The organism is Agrococcus sp. SGAir0287 (assembly GCF_005484985.1).
Classification (GTDB): domain Bacteria; phylum Actinomycetota; class Actinomycetes; order Actinomycetales; family Microbacteriaceae; genus Agrococcus.
The window spans coordinates 2711634-2733297 of sequence record NZ_CP027942.1 but is presented as its reverse complement, the minus strand read 5'-3'; the positions used below and the strand labels follow the sequence as shown (position 1 = coordinate 2733297).

18 protein-coding genes and 1 pseudogene are annotated in these 21664 nt (G+C 74.0%); 13 read left to right on the top strand and 6 right to left on the bottom strand.

Annotation, left to right across the window (positions count from 1 at the left end; all coding sequences use genetic code 11):
* The first annotated feature begins 16 nt into the window (after nt 1-16).
* Nucleotides 17-958: a DUF1177 domain-containing protein gene (locus C1N71_RS13000; protein ID WP_217496001.1), complete on the top strand. Its 942-nt coding sequence runs from the start codon at nt 17-19 to the stop codon at nt 956-958.
* Nucleotides 955-2649 (top strand): ABC transporter ATP-binding protein, encoded by a 1695-nt coding sequence (locus tag C1N71_RS12995; protein WP_137756790.1) that lies wholly within the window; start codon nt 955-957, stop codon nt 2647-2649. Before C1N71_RS13000 ends, C1N71_RS12995 begins: the two co-directional genes overlap by 4 nt.
* A gap of 157 nt (nt 2650-2806) precedes the next feature.
* Here C1N71_RS12995 and C1N71_RS12990 read toward each other — a convergent pair whose 3' ends face one another.
* Nucleotides 2807-3808, bottom strand: a complete 1002-nt coding sequence (locus C1N71_RS12990; RefSeq protein ID WP_137756789.1) for a CNNM domain-containing protein — start codon at nt 3806-3808, stop codon at nt 2807-2809.
* The gene (locus C1N71_RS12985; RefSeq protein ID WP_137756788.1) at nt 3805-5220 is read right to left on the bottom strand and encodes a hemolysin family protein; all 1416 of its coding nucleotides are present in this window, start codon (nt 5218-5220) and stop codon (nt 3805-3807) included. Before C1N71_RS12985 ends, C1N71_RS12990 begins: the two co-directional genes overlap by 4 nt.
* Nucleotides 5221-5804: 584 nt before the next feature.
* Between C1N71_RS12985 and C1N71_RS12980 the strand changes: the two genes are divergently transcribed.
* The 6 genes from C1N71_RS12980 (at nt 5805) to C1N71_RS12955 (ending at nt 11166) form a co-directional block, all read left to right on the top strand.
* Nucleotides 5805-6476 (top strand): dihydrofolate reductase family protein, encoded by a 672-nt coding sequence (locus C1N71_RS12980; protein ID WP_137756787.1) that lies wholly within the window; start codon nt 5805-5807, stop codon nt 6474-6476.
* Nucleotides 6473-6838: a bleomycin resistance protein gene (locus tag C1N71_RS12975; RefSeq protein WP_137756786.1), complete on the top strand. Its 366-nt coding sequence runs from the start codon at nt 6473-6475 to the stop codon at nt 6836-6838. The genes C1N71_RS12980 and C1N71_RS12975 overlap by 4 nt, the downstream gene beginning before the upstream one ends.
* Nucleotides 6839-7273: 435 nt before the next feature.
* Nucleotides 7274-8578, top strand: coding sequence for a quaternary amine ABC transporter ATP-binding protein (locus C1N71_RS12970; RefSeq protein WP_137756785.1), 1305 nt, complete (start codon nt 7274-7276; stop codon nt 8576-8578).
* The gene (locus C1N71_RS12965) at nt 8578-9504 is read left to right on the top strand and encodes an ABC transporter permease (protein WP_137756784.1); all 927 of its coding nucleotides are present in this window, start codon (nt 8578-8580) and stop codon (nt 9502-9504) included. Before C1N71_RS12970 ends, C1N71_RS12965 begins: the two co-directional genes overlap by 1 nt.
* A gap of 67 nt (nt 9505-9571) precedes the next feature.
* The gene (locus tag C1N71_RS12960; protein WP_137756783.1) at nt 9572-10483 is read left to right on the top strand and encodes a glycine betaine ABC transporter substrate-binding protein; all 912 of its coding nucleotides are present in this window, start codon (nt 9572-9574) and stop codon (nt 10481-10483) included.
* A 428-nt stretch (nt 10484-10911) separates the two neighbouring features.
* A complete protein-coding gene (locus C1N71_RS12955; protein ID WP_137756782.1) occupies nt 10912-11166 on the top strand; it encodes a hypothetical protein in 255 nt (84 codons plus the stop codon).
* Between the two features lie 142 nt (nt 11167-11308).
* Here the strand turns inward: C1N71_RS12955 and C1N71_RS12950 are convergent, their stop codons facing one another.
* Nucleotides 11309-11797 (bottom strand): HtaA domain-containing protein, encoded by a 489-nt coding sequence (locus C1N71_RS12950; protein ID WP_137756781.1) that lies wholly within the window; start codon nt 11795-11797, stop codon nt 11309-11311.
* Nucleotides 11798-12192: 395 nt separating this feature from the next.
* Nucleotides 12193-13116, bottom strand: coding sequence for a LysR substrate-binding domain-containing protein (locus C1N71_RS12945; protein ID WP_137756780.1), 924 nt, complete (start codon nt 13114-13116; stop codon nt 12193-12195).
* 224 nt (nt 13117-13340) lie between these two features.
* Between C1N71_RS12945 and C1N71_RS15535 the strand changes: the two are divergent.
* The 3 genes and pseudogenes from C1N71_RS15535 to C1N71_RS12935 form a co-directional block, all read left to right on the top strand.
* A pseudogene (locus C1N71_RS15535) lies at nt 13341-14993 on the top strand (cytochrome P450); the annotation flags it as partial.
* Nucleotides 14994-15441: 448 nt separating this feature from the next.
* Nucleotides 15442-16329 (top strand): flavodoxin domain-containing protein, encoded by an 888-nt coding sequence (locus C1N71_RS15530; RefSeq protein ID WP_368074147.1) that lies wholly within the window; start codon nt 15442-15444, stop codon nt 16327-16329.
* Between the two features lie 670 nt (nt 16330-16999).
* Entirely contained in the window at nt 17000-17362 is a 363-nt protein-coding gene (locus C1N71_RS12935) for a hypothetical protein (protein ID WP_137756778.1), read from the top strand.
* A 32-nt stretch (nt 17363-17394) separates the two neighbouring features.
* Here the strand turns inward: C1N71_RS12935 and C1N71_RS12930 are convergent, their stop codons facing one another.
* Nucleotides 17395-17814: an SRPBCC family protein gene (locus tag C1N71_RS12930; RefSeq protein ID WP_217496000.1), complete on the bottom strand. Its 420-nt coding sequence runs from the start codon at nt 17812-17814 to the stop codon at nt 17395-17397.
* Between the two features lie 103 nt (nt 17815-17917).
* Complete coding sequence (locus C1N71_RS12925) at nt 17918-18835, bottom strand: YrzE family protein (RefSeq protein ID WP_137756777.1); 918 nt, start codon at nt 18833-18835, stop codon at nt 17918-17920.
* A 247-nt stretch (nt 18836-19082) separates the two neighbouring features.
* On the opposite strand from C1N71_RS12925, the gene C1N71_RS15040 reads away from it, so the two are divergent.
* Complete coding sequence (locus C1N71_RS15040) at nt 19083-19985, top strand: hypothetical protein (RefSeq protein WP_175414223.1); 903 nt, start codon at nt 19083-19085, stop codon at nt 19983-19985.
* 62 nt (nt 19986-20047) lie between these two features.
* Complete coding sequence (locus C1N71_RS15035) at nt 20048-21616, top strand: glycosyltransferase family 2 protein (protein WP_175414222.1); 1569 nt, start codon at nt 20048-20050, stop codon at nt 21614-21616.
* Nucleotides 21617-21664 lie beyond the last annotated feature (48 nt).

The following is a 21664-nucleotide window of genomic DNA, read 5'->3' as shown; positions in this document are numbered from 1 at the left end:
CCCCATGCTGCACCACGTGCTCCAGCTCATCGAGCTCATCGACTCGCCCGCCGCATCCGGCGAGCGCATCGCCGAGCACCTCCGCGCGCTCGCCCCCGCAGATGCGTCGATCGAGGTCGAGGTCGCCGAGGAGGGCGCGCTCGCCACCGACTTCGTGCGCGTCACGATCCCCGGCACCGACGGGCGCTCGTCGGGCGGATCCGCCCCCACCCTCGGCATCGTCGGTCGCCTCGGCGGCGTGGGCGCGCGGCCCGAGCTCATCGGCATGGTGAGCGACGCCGACGGGGCCGTCGCGGCGCTCGCGGCGGCGGCGAAGCTGCTCCACATGGCGTCGCTCGGCGACCGGCTGCCCGGCGACGTCGTCGTCTCGACGCACGTCGACCCCGACGCGCCCACCGAGCCGCACGACCCCGTGCCGTTCATGTCGTCGGCGGTCGACATCGCGACGATGAACGCGATGGAGGTGTCGAGCACGATGGATGCGATCGTCTCGATCGACACCACGAAGGGCAACCGCATCCTCAACCACCGCGGCATCGCCCTGTCGCCGACCGTCCGCCAGGGCTACATCCTGCGCCCCGCGCCCGACCTCGTCGAGGTCGTCGAGACGGTGACGGGCGAGCCGGCGCGCGTGCTGCCGCTCGCGCAGCAGGACATCACGCCCTACGGCAACGGCCTGCACCACCTCAACTCGATCCTGCAGCCGGCCGTCGCGACGCACGCGCCCGTCGTCGGCCTCGCGCTCACGACGGTGACGCCGGTCGCGGGATGCGCGACGGGCGCGAGCCATGAGACCGACATCGCGGCGGCGGCGCGCTTCGCGCTCGAGGTCGCGAAGGGCTTCGGCGCGGGCCGCATCGCCTTCCACGACGAGGACGAGTTCGAGCGCATGACCGCCCTCTACGGCGGCAACGAGCGCTTCCAGACGCTCGGCCGCGAGGTCGTGACGACGCCGTGACCTCGCTGCTGTCGATCGAGGACCTGCGGGTCGAGATCCCCACGAGCGACGGCGTCGCCGTGCCCGTGGCCGGCGTCGACCTCGCGATCGGCGAGGGCGAGATGCTCGGCCTCGTCGGCGAGTCCGGCAGCGGCAAGAGCATGACGGCGATGTCGATCCTGCGCATGCTGCCGACGCCGGCGGCGCGGCTCGCCTCCGGCCGCATCCTCTTCGACGGCGACGACGTCACCGCCATGACTTCCAGGCAGCTGCGGCGCGTGCGCGGCGGGCGGATCGGCACGATCTTCCAGGAGCCGATGACGGCGCTGAACCCCGTCACGACGATCGGCGACCAGATCACGGAGCCGCTGCGCACGCACCGCCGCATGCGGCGCGGCGACGCGTGGCGGCGCGGGCTCGAGCTGCTCGAGACCGTCGGCATCCGCGAGCCCGAGCGCATCATGGCGAGCCATCCCTTCCAGCTCTCCGGCGGCATGCGGCAGCGGGCGATGATCGCGATGGCGATGTCGTGCGAGCCGCGGCTGCTCATCGCCGACGAGCCGACGACGGCGCTCGACGTCACGACGCAGGCGCAGATCCTCGACCTCATGGTCGAGCTGCAGCGCAGCCACGGCACCGCCGTGCTGCTCATCACCCACGACCTCGGCGTCGTCGCGCAGACGTGCGACCGCGTCGCCGTCATGCGGCACGGCGCCGTCGTCGAGACCGCGGGCGTCGAGCGGCTGTTCGCCGATCCGCAGCACCCGTACACGCGGCAGCTGCTGGAGGTGCGACCCCAGGCGATCGGCGCCGCACGGCTGCGGGAGCGGCTCGCGGTGGCCGCGGACGAGCCGGCGGCGACCCCGCTGCTGGAGGTCTCGGACCTGCGGGTCGAGTTCCGCACGGGTCGCGGCGCGCGGCGCCGCACCGTCGCGGCGGTCGACGGCGTCGACCTGTCGGTGCGCGCGGGCTCGACGATGGCGATCGTCGGCGAGTCCGGCTCGGGCAAGACGACCATGGGGCGCGCCGCCCTGCGCCTCGTCGAGCCGACGAGCGGATCCGTGCGCTTCGACGGCCGCGACGTGCTCGCGCTGCCGCCCGCCGAGCTGCGCGCATGGCGGCGCGAGGCGCAGATCGTCTTCCAGGACACCTACGCCTCGCTCGACCCGCGCTGGAAGGTCGGCGCCTCGCTCGCCGAGCCGCTCGCCACGCACACGCCGCTCACCGCATCCGAGCGGCGCGATCGCGTCGTCGAGTCCCTCGAGCTCGTGGGGCTGACGGCCGCGCACGCCGAGCGGTTCCCGCACGAGTTCTCGGGCGGCCAGCGACAGCGCGTGGGCATCGCCCGCGCGCTCGTGCTGCGGCCGCGGCTCGTCGTCGCCGACGAGCCCGTGTCGGCGCTCGACGTGTCGGTGCAGGCGCAGGTGCTCGAGCTCATGCGCGACCTGCAGGAGCGGCTCGGGCTCACGTACCTCTTCATCACGCACGACCTGTCGGTCGTCGCCGAGGTGGCCGACGACGTCGCCGTCATGCGGCGCGGCGTCGTCGTCGAGCACGGACCCGTCGCGGGCGTGCTGCGCGATCCGCAGCACGACTACACGCGCGCGCTCATCGCGGCCGTGCCGCCCGCGGATCCCGCATCCGCCTGGAGCCGAGAGCGCCGGCAGGCCGCCGTCGCCCGCGGCCTGGAGGCGGAGGCCGCCGCCGTCTGAGGCCGGCGCGGCGAGGCCCGCCCGCCACCGGGTCAGCGGTGGCGGGCGGGCCTCGACCCTGCACCCGCGGCCACAGAAGTGAGGTTCTCGGCCGGATGTGAGGTCACATCCGGCCGAGAACCTCCCTCTCGTGGGGCGTGGGTCATGCGGGGACGGGCTACGCCGGACCGGGGAGCACCTCGCGCAGCAGGTCGTCGAGCGTCACGACGCCCACGAGCTCGTCGCCCGCGACGACCGTCGCGAGCTGCACGTGCTCGCGCCGCATCCGGCCGAGCACGTCGGCGACCGACGCATTCGCCGTCACCGCGAACGCGTCGCGCGCGAGCGTCGCGACCGGGGTCGCGCCGTCGACGAGCAGCGTGTCGCGCACGTGCACGACCTGCGCCGCCGCACCCGCGCCGACGAGCACGCGCATGTGCCCGGTCGCGGCGGTGGCCGCCTGCACGTCGGCGGCGGTCGCCGTCGCTGGCACGGCTGTCGGCACCCCGCCGGTGCGCACGACGTCGCCGATTGTGAGCGTCACGAGGTCGAGCGCCTTCGCGATCGGCTCGGAGTACTGCGACTCGAGCGTGCCGGCCGCCTTCGAGTGCGCGACGAGCTCGCGGATCGTGTCGACGTCCTGCCCGCCGGCCGCGGCCTTCTCGACCGGCTCGACGCCCGACGCCGCGACGAGGCGGTTCGCGATCTGGTTGATCCAGACGAGGAACGGCCGCAGCAGCCAGGCGAGCGCGCGCGCCGGGATGCCCGTGGCCTTCGCCGCGGTCTCGGGGTGCGCGATCGCCCACGACTTCGGCGCCATCTCGCCCACCACGAGGTGGAGGAACGTGACGACGATGAGCGCGACCATGAACGCGACGACGCCGGCGAGCCACGTCGGCAGCCCCCAGTCCTCGAGCACGGGCGCGAGCGCGTAGTCGATCGCCGGCTTCGTGATCGCGCCGAGCAGGAAGGTGCACGCCGTGATGCCCAGCTGGGCGAACGCCATCATGATCGTGAGCTCGTTGACGCCGCGGAGGGCGGCGCGGGCCGACGCGCTGCGCGGGGCGTCCGCCTCGAGGCGGTGCCTGCGCACGGCGAGCAGCGCGAACTCGACGATGACGAAGAACGCGCTCGCGACGATGAGCAGCGTCGTGATGATCGTGACGAGCCACCAGCTCATCGGACCACCTCCTCGTCCGTGGTCGACGCGTCGTCGGCATCCGCCTCCGCGGCGGTCGCCTCGCGATCGAGCTCGACGAGCCGCAGCACGACCTGCGACGGCACGTGCCGCTCGACGGCGACGACCTCGACCTCGAGCCAGCGGTCGATGAGGATGCCCTCGACCCGCTCGCCCGCATCCTCCGGCAGGTCCACGCGCACGACCTCGCCGGCCGCGGGCAGGTCGCCGTGCACGCGGATCGCGACGCCGGCGATCGTCTCCTCGTCGCCCTCGGGCAGGTCGTGGCCGATGAGGCGCTCGACCTCGTCGACGTGCACGTCGCCCGGCACGACCCACGCGTGGTCGCCCTCGGCGACGACCTCGGCCTCGTCGACGTCGTGCTCGTCGGCCAGCTCGCCCACGACCTCCTCGGTCAGGTCCTCGATCGTGAGGATGCCGTCGAACGAGCCGTGCTCGTCGACGACGCACGCGAGCTCGTTGCGCGACCGCTGCATGCGGTCGAGGGCGAGCGGCAGCAGCATCGTCGCGGGCAGCACGACGGCCTCCCGCATGATCTCCGTCACGGGCGCCGTGTCCGGCGCCTGGGAGCGCAGCACGTCGACGAGGTGCACGACGCCCACGGGGGAGTCGTGCTCATCGACGATCGGGTACCGCGTATGCGCGACGGCCATGAGCGCGCGCACCTCGCCGATCGTCGACTCCGGCGCGACGGCGTCCACGCGACTGCGCGGCACCATCGCGTGCTCGACGTCGCGCTCGGGGAAGTCGAGGATGCGGTCGATCATGAGCGACACGTCGGCGGGCAGGTGCCCGCTCTCGCGCGACTCCTCGACGATCGCCTCGAGGTCGCGGGCGGTCGCGGACGCATCCACGTCCTCCAGCGGCTCGATGCGCACGAGGCGCAGGAGCGCGTTCGCGGCGTGGTCGAAGATCGTGATGAGCCAGCCGAACGCCAGCAGGTAGATGCGGGTCGGCACGGCGAGCGCGCGGGCGAGCGGCTCGGGGTTCGCGATCGCGTAGTTCTTCGGGAACAGCTCGCCGAAGATCATCGTCACGACCGTCGCGACGATGAGCGCGAGGGTCGTGCCGACGAGCACGCTGACGGCCGGGTCGATGCCGACGCCGCCGAGCAGCGTGCCGAGCGACTGGCCGATGAGCGGCTCGGCGACGTAGCCGATGAGCAGGCCCGTCACCGTGATGCCGAGCTGCGCGCCCGACAGCATGAACGACGTGCGCTTCGTGATCGCCTGCACGCGCTTCGCCTGCGCGTCGCCCGCGGCGACGCCGGCCGCGATGCGCGACCGGTCGACGGACATGTAGGCGAACTCCTGCGCCACGAAGAAGCCGCACGCGGCGATGATCGCCAACGTCAGCAGCACGCCCACCAGCAGCGTGAGCACCGCCTCGATCACTCGTCCTCACCCCCTCGGGGGCGACGCGTGCGCGTCAGGCTCGGCCTGTGGCCGTCCGCGTCGGAGTCGGGACTTCGCCCCTCCGAGTCGGCGCTGGGACTGTGGCCCTCCGAGTCGGGGGCGGGGATTCGATGGCTCACGGGGTTCTCTCTCGTGGGTCAGGGAATGGTTCTCCTCATCGTACGGAGCGGACGCGGCGCGGGATGGCGATATCGACGCGATCAGCGCCCATGGAGGGCGAACGCATAGGGAGCGGGGGATGCGTGGCTCATCCGCGCGTGCGGCCGTCTGGTGTTCGCGCTTCGCAGGCGATCCCGGCTCTCGAGGGCGATGCTCCCTCGAGGGGCGGGATCGCCTGCGAAGCGAAACCGTCCGCTGGCGACTGCGCGCGACGCCGCTCGCTGCCGATGGCCGAGCGGGGTCTGCCGGGTGTTCGCGTTTCGCAGGCGATCCCGGCTCTCGAGGGGAATGCTCCCTCGTGAGGCGGGATCGCCTGCGAGACGCAGCCAGGGGCGGGGATGCCGGGGTCGCGCGCGTCGGCGGCGGCTCCTAGGCTCGGCTGCACCCGACTCACGGAGGCCCCGGTGACGACGATCGTCTCGACCCTGTTCATCGCGCTCGACGGCGTCGCCGAGATCGATCCCGCGTGGCACTTCCCGTACTTCGACGACGCCGTCGGCGCCGCGGTCGGCGAGGACTACGCAGGCGTCGACGCTCTCATCCTCGGCCGGGTCACGTACGACTCGTTCGCGGGCGCGTGGCCGGATCGCGAGGCGGCCGGCGGCGACGACGCCGGATTCGCCAAGGAGCTCGGCGACCTGCGCAAGATCGTCGCGACGCGCGGCCTGCAGGATCTCGGCTGGCGCAACGCGGAGCGCTCCAACGACGTCGTCGCGGCGGCGAAGGCGCTGCGCGACGAGGGCGTGGGCAAGGTGCTCGTCGCCGGGTCGATCTCGATCGTGCGGCAGCTGCTCGCGGCCGGCCAGCTCGACGAGCTGCGCCTGCTCATCCATCCCGTCGCCGCGGGCACGGGCGAGCGGCTCTTCGCCGAGGGTGTGCCGACGCAGCACCTCTCGCTCGTCAGCGCCGACGCGCTGCCCACGGGCATGCTGCGCACGATCTACCGGCCGGCCCCCGATCCGTCGGCCGGCGGGGACGCGCCCGCGACGTACGAGGACGCGACGCCGCACGTCGCCGAGGCGGAGCGCCGGGTCGCCGACGCGCGCGGCGGCGACTTCGGCGTGGACCCGGGATGACCGACCGCGCCGTGCCGGTGCTGCCGTCGCGCTCGTTCGACGCGACGGTCGCCTTCTACGCCGCGCTCGGCTTCGAGGAGGCGTACCGCGACGACGAGTGGCTCATCCTGCGCTGGGGCGAGGTGCAGCTGGAGTTCGTGCTCGCGCCCGGCACCGATCCGCTGACGAGCGACGCGCTGTGCGTGCTGCGCGTCGCCGACGTGGATGCGCTCGAGCGCGCCATCCGTCGCGCGGGCGTCGAGGAGGGGAGCGAGGGCTTCCCGCGCCTCCATCCCGTGCGCCGTGCGCCGAGCGGCCTGCGGATCGGGCACCTCATCGACCTCGACGGCTCGCAGCTGAGCCTCGTGGAGGAGGTCGGATAGGAGAGCGGCGGTCTCGGCGCGCGCACCGCTTAGCACGCACCGCTGCACGCGCGCAGGGCCGCGCTCGCAGGTCACGAAACGGCAACGTTCCGCGCACCTCGACGGCGAACGAACGGTCAGCGCCTCCTGCTACGCACGCACGCGATAGTCGGCGAGCGGCGCCGTCGCAAGCCCCTGACCGACTTGCACTCGAGCAATCCTCGCGGCACGGTGGACGAGGTCCTTCGGGGCCGCGATCCGACCAGTCCGCGATCGCTGGTGATGCAGATCCGAGTGCGCGCGAGCGCCGACGCATCAGACCGGCGGACGTACGGTCGGGGGCCCTGGCGCAGATCCGACATCCGCGCCGCGCGCCGCCGTGCAGCTCGGCGCCGACCGGTCCCCACCCGGACGCGATGACGCCGCCGTGCCCGCGCGGCGGCGAGAGGTGCGTGCGTGACCGTCCCAGCCATCGAGGCAACCGGCCTGTACAAGGTCTTCGGCAAGAACCCCAGATCGCTCGTCGAGCGCCTGCGCGCAGGCGCGAGCCGCGACGAGCTGCCGGGCACGGCGGCCGTCATCGACGCGTCGTTCTCCGTCGAGCCGGGCGAGATCTTCGTCATCATGGGGCTCTCCGGCTCGGGCAAGTCGACACTCATCCGCATGCTCAACGGCCTGCACGACGCCTCGGGCGGCACCGTCACCGTGAACGGCGACGCCATCACCGGCGTCTCCGACGCGCGGCTGCGCAGCATCCGCCGCGACCGCATCGCCATGGTCTTCCAGCACTTCGCGCTGCTGCCGCACCGCACCGTCGCCGCGAACGTCGCCTACCCGCTCGAGCTGCGCGGCATCGCGAAGGCCGAACGGCTCGCGAAGGCGCAGGAGGTGCTCGCGCTCGTCGGGCTCGACGGCTGGGGCGAGAAGCTGCCCTCCGAGCTCTCCGGCGGCATGCAGCAGCGCGTCGGCATCGCCCGCGCGCTCGCCGCCGACACCGACATCCTGCTCATGGACGAGGCGTTCAGCGCCCTCGACCCCCTCATCCGCCGCGAGATGCAGGAGCAGCTGCTCGAGCTGCAGGCGACGCTCGAGAAGACCATCGTCTTCATCACGCACGACCTCAACGAGGCGATGTTCCTCGGCGACCGCATCGCCGTCATGCGCGACGGACGCATCGTGCAGATCGGCACGCCCGAGGACATCCTCACCGACCCGGCCAACGACTACGTCGAGCAGTTCGTGCAGGACGTCGACCGCGCCCGCGTGCTCACGGCGTCCAACGTCATGGAGCGCTCGCGCTCGGTCGTCGCCGACACCGCCGGCCCGCGCACGGCGCTGCGCACCATGCGCGACGCCGGGGCATCCGCCGCCTACGTCGTGACGAAGGAGCGCCGCCTGCTCGGCATCGTCACCGACCGCGACGCCATGCGCCTCGTGCAGCAGGGCATGACCGCGCTGACCGAGGTGCTGCGGCCCGTGCCCGTGAGCGTGCGGCACGACGAGGTGCTCATGAACCTGTTCGTGCCCGCCGCCGAGTCGCCGCTGCCCCTCGCCGTCGTCGACGACGACGACCGCCTCGTCGGGGTCATCCCGCGCGTCACGCTGCTCGCAGCGCTCGGCCCGGGCGCGAACGCCACGGGCGAGCTCATGGTGCTGCCGCAGCCCGTCGCCCACGACGTCATCGACGAGGTGCTCGGCGACGAGCCCGACCCCGACGCCGACCACGTGGACACGACCGCGACCCCCGAGGAGGTGCGCTGATGGATGGCTTCCGCATCCCCGTCGGCATGTGGGCCGAGGATGGCGTGCGCTGGATGCGCGACAACCTCGACTGGCTGCTCGGCACGATCTCGACCGTCATGGGCACGCTCGTGCGCTCGCTCACCGACCTGCTCGTGTCGTCGCCGATCGTGGTCGTCGTGCTCGTCGCCGCGCTGCTGGGCTGGCTGCTGCGGTCGTGGCAGTTCGCGATCGGCACCGCCGTCTCGTTCGCGCTCGTCCTCGCGATGGGGCAGTGGGTCAGCGCCATGCAGACGCTCGCGCTCGTCGTGGTGGCGACGCTCATCGCCGTCGCGCTCGCGGTGCCGCTCGGCATCCTCGCCGCGCGCAGCGACCGGTGCAGCGCGGTGCTGAAGCCGATCCTCGACCTCATGCAGGCGATGCCCGGCTTCGTCTACCTCATTCCGGCGATCGTGTTCTTCTCGATCGGCGTCGTGCCCGGCCTGGTCGCGACGATCATCTTCTCGCTGCCGCCCGGCGTGCGGCTCACCGAGCTCGGCATCCGCGGCGTCGACTCGGAGACCGTCGAGGCGGGCTACGCGTTCGGCGCGAAGCCCGGCCAGATCCTGCGCGGGGTGCAGCTGCCGCTCGCGATGCCCACGATCATGACGGGCGTCAACCAGGTCATCATGCTCGCGCTGTCGATGGCCGTGATCGCCGGCATCGCCGGCGCCCCCGGCCTCGGCGCGCAGATCGTGCAGGCCATGTCGACGGTGGACATCGCCACGGGCGTCGAGGCGGGCCTGTGCGTCGTCATCCTCGCCGTCTACCTCGACCGCCTCACCGCCGCGCTCGGCGCGGCCCGCGAGCATCGCTGGTCGCTGCTCGGCATCCTGCAGCGCCGCCGCGTCGCGGCGAAGCGCGCCGAGGTGAGCGACGCGCAGCGCGGCCTCGCGCAGGTCGCCTGAGGCTCCTCGCCCCTTCCGAACCCATCCCGATACGCAACGCACGAACGACATACGAAAGGCACCACGCATGCAGCGCAACCGCATCACCAGCATCGCCGCCATCGGCGCAGCCGCCGCCATCGCCCTCACGGGCTGCGCGACCGGCGACCAGGCCGAGGGCGGCTCCGGCGAGGGCTCGGGCGACAGCTTGGGCACCATCACCCTCGGCTTCCTCCCCTCGTGGACCGACGGCCTCTCGACCGCCTATCTCCTCGAGCACCAGCTCGAGCAGCTCGGCTACACGGTCGAGATGCAGGAGCTCACCGAGGCCGGACCCCTGTACACCGGCCTCGCGCAGGGCGACGTCGACATCTACCCCTCGGCATGGCCCGAGCTGACCCACGCCTCCTACATGGAGGAGTACGGCGACTCGATCGAGGACCTCGGCACCTACTACGAGGGTGCGAGCCTCAACCTCTCGGTGCCCTCGTACGTCGAGGACGTCACGTCGATCGACGACCTCGTCGGCCAGGCGGACCGCTTCGGCGGCCGGATCGTCGGCATCGAGCCCGGCGCGGGCCTCACGGCGCAGACGCAGTCGATGATGCCCGAGGCGGGCCTCGACGACTACGAGCTCGTCACCTCGTCGACCGCGGCGATGCTCGCCGAGCTCGACACCGCCATCGCCGCCGAGCGCGACATCGTCGTGACGTCGTGGGCGCCGTACTGGGCGAATGCGTCGTACGACCTGCGCGCGCTCGAGGACCCGAACGGCCTCATGGGCGGCACCGAGGGCCTGCACTTCCTCGCGACCGCGGGCTTCGCGGAGGAGTTCCCCGAGGCGGCGGAGTACATCGCCGGCATCCAGCTGACCGACGAGCAGTACGCGTCGCTCGAGGACATGGTCGTCAACGAGTACGGCGAGGGTCGCGAGGCCGAGGCCATCGAGGCCTGGCTCGAGGCGAACCCCGACGCGTACGACACGATCGTCGTCGAGTAGTCGGATCCTCGACGGCGGGCGGGGCGGCGGCCTTCGGTCGCCGCCCCGTTGGCGTGTCCCGGGGGGTCGTGCGGGGTCTTCCGTTCTGCAGGCGATTCCGCCTCTGGAGGGGAATGCTCCCTCGTGGGCCGGGATCGCCTGCGAGACGTCGCGGTCCGGGATCGGGCCGTGCACGTTCTGCAGGCGATCAGGGGTGGCGGAGGGGGATCTTCCCTCGGCACATGCGGATCGCCTGCGAAACGCACGGCGACACGAGGGTCGGCGGTGACGGTCGGGCCACGCAGGCATCCGCCCGTCGTGCGTCCGCTGCCTCCGGAGCCGCGATCGCCTGCCGTGCGACACGCGATGACGGTCTCCGGGCATAGCCGCCTCGACGGTCGCCTGTCCAGGCGGTGGGCGGCGCGGCGCATCGCGGGAAGCCTTGCCGCATGCTCTTCCTCGCAGGCGACGACGCCGGACCCTCCGACCCGCTCACCGCCGACCTCACGCCCGTCTTCCAGACGCTCGGCGTGGTCGGCGCCGTCGTGGTGGTCCTCGCGCTCGTCGTGCTCGCCGTCCGATTCGCGCGGCTGCGGCGGCGCGAGACGATCCCGCGCGCGCTCACGGTCGCCGCGGTCGTCGGGGGCGCCATCGGGTTCATCCTGCTGGTGATGGCCATCGGCGCGGGCGTCGTGGTCGCCTGATCGTCGCGGCGCGCGGTCAGCGGGATCGGCGCTGGTCGACGGTCGCCGCGCGCCGATGGCCGGGCGCGCGCCATCCCGTCCGCGTCGGACAGCCGAGGAGCGACGGCCGCGCGGAGGCGGGCGTCTCGACCGCGTCCGGCGCTCAGCCGACGACGCGCGGGTCGTCGAGGGGCGTGCCGGCCTCGTAGGGGCCGAAGAACAGGTCGGCGCCGTCGGCGGTCAGGGTCGTGCCCAAGCCTCGGCGGCCGCCGGCATCCGCCTCCTCGATCGCTGCGACGTCGGCGAAGTGCAGGCGCACGGTCGGCGCATCCGGATCCGAGAACTCGACGCGCCAGCCGTCGCCGACGGGCGTGAGCGAAGGCTCCGACAGCTCGACGTGCATCATGCCGTTGTGGCCCTCGAACGTCACGACGCCGCCGAACCGGAGGGTGTCGCCGTCGAGGCCGCGCGGCGGGAAGGCGAAGCCCTCGGCCGTCTCGACCACGCCGTCGTCGAGCAGCACCTCGCCGTCGGACATGCCGCGCACGTAGGCGATGAGCGACTCCTTGATGCGCCACACGAGGCTCCCGGGCGGCGCGGAGGGGCCGAATGCGGTGGCGTCGTCGGCCGGCGTCGGCACGGGGTCGGGCATCGCCACAGCGTAGCCGGGGCCGGCCGCGAGGATGCCGGCGAGCGCGAGCAGTGAGGGATGTGGACGGTCCGCTCGTCGTCCGCCATGCGAGGCGCTCGACGCCACGGCCGCCCACCGTTCCGTCCCCTAGGTGCGAGCGCAGCGAGCCTCGAGGGGTGGCCGTCCAGACGCCGGGTCAGCCGTCCTATGCTCCGCTCCCTGAGGTGCGAGCGGAGCGAGCCTGGAAGGGTGGCCGTCCAGACCACGGGCCAGCCGTCCAACGCTCCGCTCCCTGAGGTGCGAGCGCAGCGAGCCTCGAATGGAGCACCCGCGCATCGTCCCCCGCAGGGTCGGGCTCGCGGCATCCGATCTCCGCCCCGGGCCTCGACGCGCCCGAGTCGCAGATGCCCTGCGCCTCAGACGGGCGTCGGCCACTCCAGCGAGGTCGCGAAGTCGATGAGCGCCGCGACGCGCGCGGGCGGCTCCGCCTCCGCCGACCAGATGACGTCCACGCCGACCGGATCCACCGCCGGCTCGATCTCCCGCACCGCGAGCGGCAGCCCCTCGTAGCTCGCGGGGTTCGCCGGGCGCTGCACGAGGATGCCGTAGCCGAGCCCGCGCGCGACGAGCGTGCGCACCGCCTCGTAGCCGCGCACGCGCTGGCGGATGCGCGGCGTCAGCCCGCGGGCGGCGAAGAGCGACAGCGTGTGCTCGCTCGACGGCGGCGCGTCGAGCAGGATGAGGTCGCGGTCGACGAGCGTCTCGAGCCGCACGGTCGGCTGCGCCGCGAGCGGATCGTCGGCGGCGAGCACGACGTGCGCCGGCAGGGCGTAGAGGCGTCGCCGACGCGGGTTGCCGGGCACGAGCGTCTCGTAGACCACCGCGACGTCGATCTCGCCCGACTCGATGCGGCCCGCGAGCCCGTCCTGCGTCGTCTCGACGACGCGCAGGTCGACGCCGGGATGCGCGGCGGCGAAGCCGGCGAGCAGCGGCGGGAGGATCGTCGGCACGAGCGTCGGGAAGCACGCGATCGTGATGGGGCCGACGAGGGCGTCGCCCGCGGCGACGCTCCGCTCGAGCTCCAGCGCGGCGGCGAGGATGGGTCGCGCCTGCGCGACCACGTGGGCGCCGGCGCTCGTGAGGGTGAGTCCGTGCGCGCGGCGGCGGATCGCGAGGTGCGCGCCGAGCGCGCGCTCGAGCTCGGCGATCCCATCCGACATCGCCGACGCCGACACGTGCAGCCGCGCGGACGCCGCAGCGATGGTGCCGGCGTCGGCAGCCGCGACGAGGTATGCGAGCTGCCGCAGCGTGAGGTCGGGTACCTGTGCGTCGCGGCTCATCCGATCTCCTTCCTCTCATCGGTCACTCGATGCTGCGTTCGGAGGCAGATCGCAGCACCTGTCGACCACGCAGCGGAATCGAATGACCGATCACCGGGGCGAAGGTGATTCCACGGTTCCATCGCGGAAGCATCTCGCATCTCTCCGTTTTTCACGAGGAAGCGAGACGCGGATGCTGGAGGTGCGCGCAGCGACGACGCCGCGCGCGGAAGCGGAGCGAGACCATGCCGACCCCTCCCGTCGCCGACTGGGTGCGCATCCCCGACCTGCATCGCGACCCGTTCCCCATCTACGAGCGCCTGCGCGACGAGGGTGGCGTGCACTGGGTGCCGGCGGTCGGGCGCTACCTCATCACCTCCTACGAGGCGGTGCACGCGACCGAGCTCGACCAGGAGACGTTCTCGGCGAACGAGGAGGGGTCGCTGCAGATCCGCGCCATGGGGCACTCGATGCTGCGGCGCGACGACCCCGAGCATCGGCTCGAGCGGCAGGCGTGGCAGCCGACGCTGCGGCCCGGCGTCGTGCGGCGCGTCTGGCGCGGGGTCTTCGAGCGCAACGCCGCACGCTACCTCGACGAGCTCGTCGCGAAGGGCCCCGGCGAGGCCGACCTCATCTGGGACTTCGCCGCCCCCTTCGCGGCCGAGAACCTTCGCGAGATGCTCGGCTTCCACAACGTGCACCAGACCGACCTGCAGCGCTGGTCGCAGACCCTCATCGACGCGACGGGCAACTACGCCGACGACCCCGAGGTGTGGGCCAAGGGGAGGCGGTCGTTCGACGAGGTCGACGCCGCGCTCGACGAGATGCTCGCGTGGCACGCGCAGCATCCCGACCACTCCCTCATCTCGCAGCTGCTGCGCATCCCCGACTATCGGATGCCGATCGAGCGCATCCGCGCGAACGTCAAGATGACGATCGGCGGCGGCCTCAACGAGCCGCGCGACGCGCTCGGCGTCGCGGCGTGGGCGCTGTTCGAGCACCCCGAGCAGCGCCGCATCGTCGAGGCCGACGCGACGCTCTGGCCGACGGTGTTCGAGGAGACGATCCGCTGGATCTCGCCCATCGGCCTCTACTCGCGGCAGACGACGCGCGAGGTCGAGCTCGCCGGCGTCACGCTGCCGCAGGGCGCGCGGCTGGGCATCTGCATCCTCTCGGCGAATCGCGACGAGCGCGTGTGGGATCGCCCGGAGGCGTTCGACGTGCGCCGCGAGGTCAAGCCGCACCTCGCGTTCTCGAAGGGCGTGCACGTGTGCCTGGGCAACTGGGCGGCGCGCTCGGCCGTCGCCGACGTCGCGCTGCCGATGCTCTTCGAGCGGCTCCGCGGGCTCGACCTCGTGGCCGAGCGGCCCGCCGAGATCGGCGGCTGGGTCTTCCGCGGCATGCTGACGCTGCCCGTGGCATGGGATGCGGCCACCCTGGCGAGCGCGCCGGTCGCGGTCGACGCGACGCGGCAGGCGGCATCCGCCGACCTCGCGCCGAGCGTCGCCGTCGTCGGATCGGGTCCCGCAGGATGCTTCTCGGCGCAGGCGCTGCGGCGCGCGATGCCGGCGGCGCGCATCGACGTGCTCGACCGCCTGCCCGTGCCGTACGGGCTCGTCCGCCATGGCGTGGCCGCCGACCATCAGGGCACGAAGGCCGTGAGCCGCCAGTTCGACCGGCTCTTCCTGCACGAGGGCGTGCGGTTCGTCGGCGGCGTGCACGTCGACGCGGCGCTGCTCGCGCGGCTGCGCGAGACGTACGACGCCGTCGTGCTCGCGACCGGGCTGCCGGTGGACGCGGCGCTCGCGATCCCCGGGGCCGACCTGCCGGGCGTCGTCGGCGCGGGCGTCGTGACGCGGGTGCTGAACGGGCATCCCGACGAGGAGGCGGTGCCGCGGCTCGGACGCCGCGTGGTCGTCGTCGGCCACGGCAACGTCGCCGTCGACGTCGCGCGGCTCGTCGTGCGCGACGCGGCCGACCTCGACGGCACCGACGTCGACGACGCCGTGCGCGACGCGCTCGCAGGCGAGGTGCGCCAGCTGCACCTCGTGGGCCGCTCGTCGCCGTCGGCGGCGCGCTTCGATCCGGTCATGGTCCGCGAGCTCGCCGCGCTCGCCGGCGTCGCGCACGTCGTGCACGACGCCGACCTCGACGCGGCGGCACCGGGCAAGGATGCGCGACTCGATGCGGTCCGCGCGCTCGCGGCCCGCTCGGCCGACGCGGTCGGCGACGTGCGGGTTCGCGTGCACTGGTGGTTCTCGGCGACGCCGGTCGCCATCGAGGGCGAGGATGCCGTGACCGGCGTCCGCGTGGCGACGCCGGCGGGGGAGCGCGTGCTCGACGCCGATGCGGTCGTCACCGCGATCGGCTTCGCGGCGGGGGCCGACCGCCTCGTCGAGCCGGGCGCGCATCCCGACGGCCGCGTCGAGCCCGGGCTGTACGTCGCGGGCTGGCTGCGGCGCGGACCGCGGGGCACGATCCCCGACCAGCGCGCCGACGCGAAGGGGGCTCGCGGGTCTCGTGCTCGACGACCTCGCGGCCGGCGCGGCGCCGATCGGCCACGCTGGGCTCGCGTTCGACGATGCCGTCGACTTCGACGGCTGGCGGCGCATCGACGCGGTCGAGACGGCCGCCGCGGCGCCCGGGCGACGTCGCGCGAAGCTGCGCTCGGTCGCGGCGATGCGCGCAGCCGCCGCGGATGCGTCGATCGTGCTGCCGGAGGCGTCGGAGAGCGGCGGGTCGGGCGGGGGCGAGCGAGTGCCCGTGACCATCCTGTTCGGCTCGGAGTCCGGCGGGGCCGAGCTCGTCGCCGACGAGCTCGCCCGGCACCTCGCGGATCGCGCCGACGTCGAGGTCGTCGACCTCGCCGACGCCGATCCGCACGGGCTGGACGCAGCCCGTCTGCATCTCGTGGTGTGCGCGACGTACGGCGACGGCGAGGTGCCCACGACGGCGCGGCCGTTCGTGCGGGCGCTCGAGGAGGGCGATGCGTCGCTCGCCGGGCTGCGCTACGCCGTGCTGGGCATGGGCGACCGGTCGTACGCGAGGACGTACTCGCGCGGCTCCGAGATCGTCGACGAGGCGCTCGCCGCCCGCGGCGCGACGCGCATCGGCGAGTACGGGCGGCACGACGCCTCCGGACCGCTCGACGCCGGCGACGTCGCGCGCGAGTGGGCGGACGGCGTGCTCGCGGCGGAGGCGGCGGAAGCGGCGGTGCCTGCAGTCGCTCCCTGAGGTGCGAGCGCAGCGAGCCTCGAAGGATGCCGAACCCGTCGGCGTGTGCCACCCATCAGCTGGTCGAGGAGGCCCCGAGCGCAGCGAGGAGCCGTCACGAGACCGCGTGACGAGCCTTCCCGGCGCGACCACGCTCGGGGCTGGGCGGGAGGCGCGGGTCGCGTGGTCTCGTGACGCGTGCTCGCTCGCGCTCGCGCGCTCCTCGACCAGCAGGATCGGCGCCCGCTCCCCTCGGCAGCCTGGCTCCGTCGCGAGCGCTCCTCGCTCGCGCCGCGCGATCGGTCACGACCGCTCCCTGAGGTGCGAGCGCAGCGAGCCTCGAAGGGTGCCGCCCCTCCCCAGCAGCTGGGGAGCGCCCCCTCGCGACGCGCGATCGGTCACGACCGCTCCCTGAGGTGCGAGCGCAGCGAGCCTCGAAGGGTGCCGCCGCCCCCCAGCAGCTGGTCGAGGAGGCCCCGAGCGCGAGCGAGGAGCCGTCACGAGACCACGTGACGAGCCTTCCCGACGCGACCACGCTCGGGGCTGGGCGGGAGGCGCGGGTCGCGTGGTCTCGTGACGCGTGCTCGCTCGCGCTCGCGCGCTCCTCGACCAGCAGGTGCAGAGCCGCCCGCTGCGCAGCCGCTCAGGGGACACGCAGCGCTCGCCTCGCACGGTGACGGCGGATGGGTGCATGATCGTCTCCGTGCCGAACGACGTCACCACCGACCTCCTCGAGATGCAGAGCGTGCTGCGCGCCTTCGACGACGAGACGATCGGCATCCGCGACGTCGCCGAGCTCGACCGCGTCGACGCCTGCGCCGCCTCCGCCAGCGAGCACCTCGGCGACACCGACCTCGACCGCTCGGTCGCCATGTGCATCCTCGCGGCCTGCCAGGCGGCCGACGAGGCGCGCGAGGCTGCGGAGAGCCACCGTCGCCTGCCCATCCTGCGCCCCATCACGCGCCTGCAGTTCGACGCGCGCATCGACGAGGCGACGGATGCCGTCGCCGTGGCGCTCGCGGACCTTGGCGACGACGAGGCCGCGCGCGGCTAGCCGTGCGCCGCACGGCGCCCGAGCAACGCGGCTCAGCGCCGCACGAGCCTCGCGAGCGCCCATGCCGCGACGGGCGCGTACGCGGCCGTCACGGGCAGCGGCCCGCGGATGACGAGCCGCGTCAGCGTGCCCTCGCGCTGCGTGCCGACCTGCGTCGCGGCGACGACCGAGTGGGCGAGCCGAAGGCGCACCGGGCCGATGCGCACCGTCCACGACCACGTGCGCGCGGCCTCGTCGACGGCGTCGACGCGGAAGCGCGCCGCGATGCCGCCGACGGCGACCACGCGGCCGGTGAGGCCGGGTCGGATGCGCGCATCCGGCTCGCCGCCGTCGACCTCCACGGCGCGCAGATGCCCCGCCCACCACGTCCACCGGTCGGTGCGGGCGTAGCGCTCCCAGGCGAGCGCGGGATCGATCGGCCCGCCGACGGCGAGGTGCATGCGACCGCGCACGCACCTCACGAGGGCTCCGTCGCGACGCGCATCGATCCAGGCTAGCCGGGCGTGCGACGGCCCCCTCGACCGGCCTCGCCGGATCGAGGGGGCCGCGGAGCGATCAGCGGCCCAGGCCGACGCGGTCGACCTTGCGGTGGAAGCGCATGCCGGCGAGCCCGCCCAGCACGGCGCCCAGCAGGCTCACGAGCAGCGCAGCGACGGCCGTCACGATGCCGGCCGTCGTCAGCTCGCCCTCGCCGAACGGCAGCCTCGGGAAGCTGTTGAGGTTCGCGAGGACGTTCCACTGGCTGCCCGCGATCGCGCTGACGATCGCGAGCACGATGGCGACGACGAGCGCCCACAGCCACACGGCGATGCCCTGCTTCGCACCGCTGAAGCGCGCCATGCGCCCGGCGACGTAGCCGCCCGCGAAGTACGCCACGAGCAGGATGACGAGCACCGCGATCGCGCCGACGAGGCCGATCGTGCCGGCGTTCTGCGCGGCCTCGTCGGCCACCTGCTCCGGGTCCACCTGCGAGCCGAGCCCCAGCGCGGCACCGGCGCCGGCGACGAGCGCCGTGAGCAGCACGGCCGTGCCCGTCGCGGTGAGCCATCCGAAGAAGGCGGTGCCGAGCTGCATGCCGCCGAACTCCTGCTTCTCTCGCGCGACGACCTCCTCGCGCACGGGAACCGCCTCGCGCGCGGCGGCGGCGACGCGCGCGTCGTGGTCGGCGTCGGCGGTCGTGCGCCGGTCGATCGGGCCGCGGTGGTCGTCGACCACCTCGTCGCGGTGGACGTCGCGGTCGCGTGCGTCGGCGACCGGCACGGTGCGCGGTTCGTCGATGCGCGGGTCGTCCACGCGCGGCTCGTCGATGCGCCGATCGTCCGCGCGCGGCTCGTCGATGCGCCGATCGTCGACACGCGGGTCGACGACGCCCCCGGGGGCGACGCGTCGATCGCGGTCGTCGAGCGGTGCTGCCTCGTACCGCGGGTCGATCGGGTCGCGATCGTCGCGGGGCGGATCCTGTCGTGCGTCCATGGTGCGCATCTCCCGTCCTTCGATGGTGCGCCCCAGCGAACGCGCCCGCGGACCCCGCGCGCAACGGGTAGCCGCAGGGTTGCTCCACGTGCCGCGGGCGGCGATGCAGGCGCCACGGCGGTCGAGTCCGACGGGCGCCCGGCGCTCGCGAGGGGTCGGGGAGGGTCGCACCGCGAGCGGACCTGCGACGCAGGTCGGGCCCGACGCCACCGCGCGAGCGCCGCGCCAGCCGGTGCGACCATGGGGCATGCCCTCGCTCCTGCGCTCCTGGCGTCCGCTGCTGCGCACGCGCGGCTCCGTCACGCGCCTGCGGTGGCTCAGCCGCCGCTCCCTCACCCAGCGGTGGTATCCGCAGGGCATCGACGTGGGCACGTGGCAGGGACGCCGTTGCCTGGCGGTGAGCTGGTTCCGACAGGATCGCGCCCGGCGGCACCTCGCCTCGCGGATCGCGTTCGTCGACCTGGAGCGGGGCACCAGCATCGACGTCGCGCTCGCGATCCCGGCCGACGACGGCGCCCTCGAGCCCGCGCCGGTGCACGCCGGCGGTCTCGCATGGATGGGGGACCGGCTGCTCGTCGCGGCGACGGGCAAGGGCCTCTGGGAGTTCGACCTCGGCGACGTGCGCACGGTGCGCGGCGCGGCCGCCCGCCGGCTCACGGGATCGCGCCTGCCGGCCCTCGGCGCCCGCGTCCGCGCCGTCGTGCGCACCCGCGTGCACGAGGTGCCGCTGCGCTGCTCGTTCGTCGGCCGCGCCTACGACGCCGATGGCGCGGCGCTACCGAGCGTGCTCGTCGGCGAGTACCGCACCGACGAGACGGGGCGCATGGCCGAGATCGCCGTCCCCGCAGCGGGGGAGGCGCTGCCGGCGCCCTACGTCCCCACGACCCCGGGCATCGTCAGCATGCAGGGCGCCGTGCGGTGGGGCGGCACGGTGCTCGTGTCGCAGTCGCGCGGCATGCGCCCCGGGCGCCTCTGGCGGGGTCCGCGGGATCGTCTCGAGCCGAGCGGCATCGCGCTGCCGGTCGGATGCGAGGACCTCGCCATCGATGCGGAGTCGGGGACGCTGTGGACCGTGGCCGAGCATCCGTGGCGGCGCGAGGTCCGCGGCATCGCGCTCGCCGATCTGCAGGTCCCCCACGGCCGCCCGTAGCACCTCCGAGCGCTGCGCGCATGGGGCATGCCACCGCCGTCGCGCTCTGCGACCATCGCTCGATGGCGACCGATCACCGCGTACGCGAGGCGCACGCCACCGAGGCAGCAGCTCGCGGCAGCGACGACGCCGACGTGCGGGTGACGGTCGTCGTCCCCGTCTGGCGTCCTGGTGAGGCGATCGATCCGCTCATCGCCTCCCTCGACGCCCAGACGCTCAGCGCGGACCGCTTCGAGCTGCTGCTGTGCGACGACGGCTCGGGCACGGAGACCGAGGAGCGGCTGCGCGCCATCGCCGACGCGCGCCCGAACGTGCGCGTGCTCGCGCTGCCGCACTCCGGCTGGCCCGGCACGCCCCGCAACCGCGGCGTCGAGGAGGCCCGCGGGCGGTACGTGCAGTTCGTCGATCAGGACGACCACCTCTTCCCCGAGGCGCTCGAGCGCCTCGTCGACTACGCCGACGAGCACGGCGCCGACGTCGTCGTCGGCAAGGAGGTGGGCGTCGGCCGCGACATCCCCGGCCGCATCTTCCGGCGCGACGTGCCCGACGCTCGGCTGGGCCGGGATCCGCTGCTGCAGATGCTCACGCCGCACAAGATGTTCCGCACCGCGTTCCTGCGCGAGCACGGCATCCGGTTCCCCGACGGCAAGGTGCGCCTCGAGGATCACCTCTTCGTCATGCAGGCCTACTTCGCCGCGCGCCGCATCTCGATCCTCGCGAGCACGCCCTGCTACGCGTGGCTGCGACAGCCGGGCAGCGCGAGCTCGTCGCGCATCGACCCGGAGTCGTACTTCCCGCACCTCGAGACCGTGCTCGACGTCGTCGAGGCGAACACGGAGCCGGGCGAGCTGCGCGACGGACTGCTGCGGCACTGGTTGCGCGGCAAGATCCTGCAGCGGCTCTCGGGGCGGCAGATGACGCGCTACCCGGACGAGTACCGCGAGCGGCTGCTCGACGTCGTGACGCCGCTCGTCGAGCGGCGCTTCGGCCCGGGCGTCGACGCCGGGCTCGCCTACCCGCACCGGCTCCGCGTCGCGCTGCTGCGCGAGGGGCGTCGCGACGATCTCCTGACCCTCGCGCGGTTCGAGCAGTCGATCGGCGCGGCCGCGACGATCGAGCGGGCGACGTGGTCGCGCGGCGGCGGCCTCGCGCTGCGGCTGCGGCTGCGGCTCGACGGCGAGGAGACGTGGACCGGCCCGGCATGGCTCGACGCGCTGCACGCCCGCGTCACCTCCGAGCCGGTCGACGACCGCCTCGAGATCCTCGCGAGGCACGACGACGACCCGGCGACCGACGTGCGGATCGCATCCGGCCGGATCGACGGCGCCGGCGTCGCCCAGGTCGCGATCGATCCGTTGCGCGCCTTCGCCGCCGACGACGAGGCGCGCCGCGTGGCGCTCGTGGTGCGCGCGCAGCGCGCCGGCTGGCCGCTCGAGGCGACGCTCGGCGCGTCCGCCGCGCTCCTCGCCGCCGTGCCCGCCTCGCCGCTGCTCGCCGGCCGCGCCGTGCGGCTCGAGCAGGACGACGCCGGCCACGTCGCGCTGCGCCGCCGGTGGCCCGAGGGGCGCATGCGCGACGCCGCGGGCCGCGCCGCCCGCCGCGTGCGCCGCCGCCTGCGCCGCCGCGCGTAGCCCGATGCGGCAGCGCGAGCATCCCGCGCCTGCCAGGATGGATCCTCG

Excerpts from the sequence above, each read along its gene's own strand:
- C1N71_RS15530 (WP_368074147.1), top strand. The coding sequence starts at position 15,442 with ATGCGGTCGTCACCGCGATCGGCTTCGCGGCGGGGGCCGACCGCCTCG.
- C1N71_RS12945 (WP_137756780.1), bottom strand. The coding sequence starts at position 13,116 with ATGAGCCGCGACGCACAGGTACCCGACCTCACGCTGCGGCAGCTCGCA.
- C1N71_RS12955 (WP_137756782.1), top strand. The coding sequence starts at position 10,912 with ATGCTCTTCCTCGCAGGCGACGACGCCGGACCCTCCGACCCGCTCACC.
- C1N71_RS12950 (WP_137756781.1), bottom strand. The coding sequence starts at position 11,797 with ATGCCCGACCCCGTGCCGACGCCGGCCGACGACGCCACCGCATTCGGC.
- C1N71_RS12990 (WP_137756789.1), bottom strand. The coding sequence starts at position 3,808 with ATGAGCTGGTGGCTCGTCACGATCATCACGACGCTGCTCATCGTCGCG.
- C1N71_RS12965 (WP_137756784.1), top strand. The coding sequence starts at position 8,578 with ATGGATGGCTTCCGCATCCCCGTCGGCATGTGGGCCGAGGATGGCGTG.
- C1N71_RS12925 (WP_137756777.1), bottom strand. The coding sequence starts at position 18,835 with ATGGACGCACGACAGGATCCGCCCCGCGACGATCGCGACCCGATCGAC.
- C1N71_RS12975 (WP_137756786.1), top strand. The coding sequence starts at position 6,473 with ATGACCGACCGCGCCGTGCCGGTGCTGCCGTCGCGCTCGTTCGACGCG.
- C1N71_RS12960 (WP_137756783.1), top strand. The coding sequence starts at position 9,572 with ATGCAGCGCAACCGCATCACCAGCATCGCCGCCATCGGCGCAGCCGCC.
- C1N71_RS12935 (WP_137756778.1), top strand. The coding sequence starts at position 17,000 with ATGATCGTCTCCGTGCCGAACGACGTCACCACCGACCTCCTCGAGATG.
- C1N71_RS15040 (WP_175414223.1), top strand. The coding sequence starts at position 19,083 with ATGCCCTCGCTCCTGCGCTCCTGGCGTCCGCTGCTGCGCACGCGCGGC.
- C1N71_RS15035 (WP_175414222.1), top strand. The coding sequence starts at position 20,048 with ATGGCGACCGATCACCGCGTACGCGAGGCGCACGCCACCGAGGCAGCA.